The following is a 3,387-nucleotide window of genomic DNA, read 5'->3' on the forward strand; positions in this document are numbered from 1 at the left end:
CAACAATATTATACAATTCTCCAAAATTTATTAAACCAAAAAAAACAGATATTTTTAGAGAGAAATTTTCTATTAAACAAAGCTCTATAATTATGCTTTATCAAGGAGGGTTAAGCCGCGGTAGAGGTCTTGAATTATTACTGGACGCCTTTAAAATTCGCAAAGATGATATTGTAGTGATTGTTTTTATGGGATATGGTGAGCTTGAAGAAACTATTAAAGATTATGCAAATAAATATAGCAATATATTCTATCATGTCGCAGTTTCTCCAAATGAATTATTAGATTATACTTCTTCTGCTGCTGCTGCTGTATCGTATATTTACAATAGTTGCCTTAATTATTATTATTGTATGCCAAATAAATTTTTTGAATATACTATGGCTGGACTTCCAGTCTTGGTTTCAAATTTAAAGGATTTAAGCGAAAATGTAAAAAAATATAACCTTGGTGTAGTGGTTGACGAAGATACGCCATATGGAATAAATAAGGCAATTGATGAGCTATTGCAGATAGATTTTGAAGTGCTAAGAGCAAATGCCTTAAAATTTGCCAAAGAAAATTCTTGGGAAATTCAAGAAAGAAAGATGATTGCTGTTTATGAGGAACTAAAAAATGGTTGTTAAAATCTCTCACCTTACTTCAGCTCATCCTAGATATGATACTCGTATATTTTTAAAAATGTGTAGCTCTCTTGCAAAAAAAGAAAATTATAACGTGAGTTTGGTTGTTGCAGATGGCAAAGGTGATGAGATAAAAAATGGATTAAGTATATTGGATGTGGGTGTAAATGCTGGTAACAGATTTACACGTATGACAAAAGTTACTGGAAAAATTTTTAAAAAAGCTATTGAGCTAGATAGCGATATTTATCATTTACATGATCCGGAGTTAATGCCGGTTGGTCTAAAACTTAAAAAACTTGGGAAGAAAGTTATATTTGATTCACATGAAGATATAGATAAGGATATTTTATCAAAAGAGTGGATACCTGAAAATCTAAGAAGTATTGTTTCTTTCATTTATGCTTCTTATGAAAGGTATGCTTGTAAAAAATTTGATTATATTGTTACCGCTACGCCACATATTAGAGATAAATTTTTAAAAATAAATAAAAATTGTATTGATATTAATAATTTTCCTATTTTAAATGAGCTTCTAACTAGCGTATCATGGGCTGAAAAAAAAGACGAAGTTTGTTATATAGGTGGAATTTCTAGAGTCAGAGGCGTTATAGAGATTATAAAAGCTATTAAAAGTATAGAAGGTGTTATGCTAAATTTGGTTGGAGAGTTTGACAATATTAGCTTTTCAAAAGATGTTAGGAAGCTAATTGAAGAAGCAAAGGTAAAAGAATATGGTTTCTTGGATAGAAAAGGAGTTTGTAATGTGTTAAAATTTTCAAAAGCCGGTCTTGTTGTTTTATATCCTATTGTGAATTATCTTGATTCTTTACCTATAAAAATGTTTGAATATATGAGCGCAGGGATTCCAGTGGTAGCTTCAAATTTTCCACTTTGGAAAGAAATTATCGAAAAAAATAGATGTGGAATTTGTGTTGATCCGTTTAGCCCAAGTGAGATAGCCGAAAGTATAAAGTTTATAATACAAAACCCATTGGTAGCTCAGGAAATGGGAGAAAATGGCAAGAGGGCTATTTTGGAAAAATATAATTGGCAAATTGAGGAGCAAAAATTGTTTAATATTTATGAAGGTCTACTAAAATGAAGCTTCTAACAATTTTAGGTGCAAGACCACAGTTTATAAAAGCAGGATCGGTGAGCCGTGAGATATCCAAATTTGATAGCATCAAAGAGATTATAGTTCATACTGGCCAGCACTATGATGCAAACATGAGTGATATATTTTTTGATGAGATGCAAATACCAAAGCCAAACTATTTTTTGGGCATCGGAGGTAAAACTCATGGTGCTATGACCGGACAGATGATGGAGAAAATAGAAGAGATAGCTTTCAGTGTAAAGCCAGATATGATAATGGTATATGGCGATACAAATTCTACATTAGCTGGTGCATTAGTTGCTTCAAAGCTGCACATAAAGCTCGCACATGTTGAAGCTGGGCTAAGAAGTTTTAATACAAAAATGCCCGAGGAGATCAATAGAATTTTGACAGATCGTGTGAGTCAAATTTTATTTTGTCCTACTGATACCGCAGTGCAGAATTTGAAAAACGAAGGTTTTGAAAAATTTGACTGCAAAGTAATAAAAAGTGGTGATGTAATGCAAGATGGGGCAATATTTTATAAAAAGTGTGCAAAAAAGCCAAATCTGAATGTTGATAAAAAATTTATACTTTGTACTATACATAGGGCCGAAAATACAGATAATGAGGTTAGACTTAAGGCTATTTTTGAAGCTTTAAATGATATAGCTAAAAATATCCAAGTTATCTTACCGCTTCATCCAAGAACCAAAAAGATATTGCAAAATTTAAACATAAACACTATAAATCTTACCATTATAGAGCCGGTTGGTTATTTGGAAATGACATGGCTTATTGATAATTGCTTTTTTGTAATGACCGATAGCGGAGGACTTCAGAAAGAGGCATTTTTCTTTAAAAAACAGTGTATTACATTACGTGATGAAACGGAGTGGGTGGAGCTTGTAAAATGCAAGGCAAATATTTTAGTGGGTGCAAATAAAGATAAAATTTTAGCTGCCTTTTCAACTATAAAAACTTTTGATGAAAATAATTTGGAATTAAATTTATATGGCAATGGTAAGGCAAGCGAGATAATAGTTAAAGAGATATTAAATGCCTAAAAGTGTTGTATTTATTGGACATTATAATGGCGGTAAGGATGATTTCGATACTAGACATTTTTTCTTTGCTAAAGAATTGGTGGGGCTTGGCTATAAAACAACAATAATTAATGCTGCATTTTCTCACCGTATCCATGACGCAAAGCTTATAGATAATCAATATATTTCACACATTGATAGTGGAGTTAGTTTTTTTAGTATAAAAACACCATTCTATAAAGGTAATGGACTTAGACGCATAGTAAATATGTTTGCATTTGTGTTAAATTTAATAAAATGCACAAAAAAACTATTAGTTGAAATAGGAAATATTGATGTTATTATAATGGCCTCTCCGCATCCGTTTACTATTTTTGCCGCAAAATTTATGGCAAATAAAGCAAAAGCCAAACTAATAATTGATATTAAAGATATATGGCCATTATCTATTACAGAATTGACGAGTGCAAAAAAATATCATCCATTTGTAATGCTCACAAAGCTGACGGAACTTTTTACTTATAAGGTTCAAGATAAGATTATATCTCCTCTTAATAATATTAATGAATATTTTTATGATTCTGGTCTTAATATTCAAGCTAAACATATTCCTACTGGA

4 protein-coding genes are annotated in these 3,387 nt (G+C 31.2%); all 4 read left to right on the plus strand.

What is annotated here, in order from left to right; genetic code table 11:
• On the plus strand, window positions 1–626 hold a 626-nt coding region (locus tag F3G98_RS10045; protein WP_149726121.1), incomplete at its 5' end, for a glycosyltransferase.
• On the plus strand, window positions 616–1,728 hold the full coding sequence (locus tag F3G98_RS10050; protein WP_103581590.1) for a glycosyltransferase: 1,113 nt from the start codon (window positions 616–618) through the stop codon (window positions 1,726–1,728). The genes F3G98_RS10045 and F3G98_RS10050, both read left to right, overlap by 11 nt.
• The gene (gene wecB / locus F3G98_RS10055; RefSeq protein WP_149726122.1) at window positions 1,725–2,789 is read left to right on the plus strand and encodes a non-hydrolyzing UDP-N-acetylglucosamine 2-epimerase; all 1,065 of its coding nucleotides are present in this window, start codon (window positions 1,725–1,727) and stop codon (window positions 2,787–2,789) included. The genes F3G98_RS10050 and wecB overlap by 4 nt, the downstream gene beginning before the upstream one ends.
• On the plus strand, window positions 2,782–3,387 hold a 606-nt coding region (locus F3G98_RS10060; protein ID WP_149726123.1), incomplete at its 3' end, for a glycosyltransferase family protein. The genes wecB and F3G98_RS10060, both read left to right, overlap by 8 nt.

It is taken from the genome of Campylobacter concisus (assembly GCF_902460895.1).
GTDB classification, from domain to species: Bacteria; Campylobacterota; Campylobacteria; order Campylobacterales; family Campylobacteraceae; genus Campylobacter_A; species Campylobacter_A concisus_BC.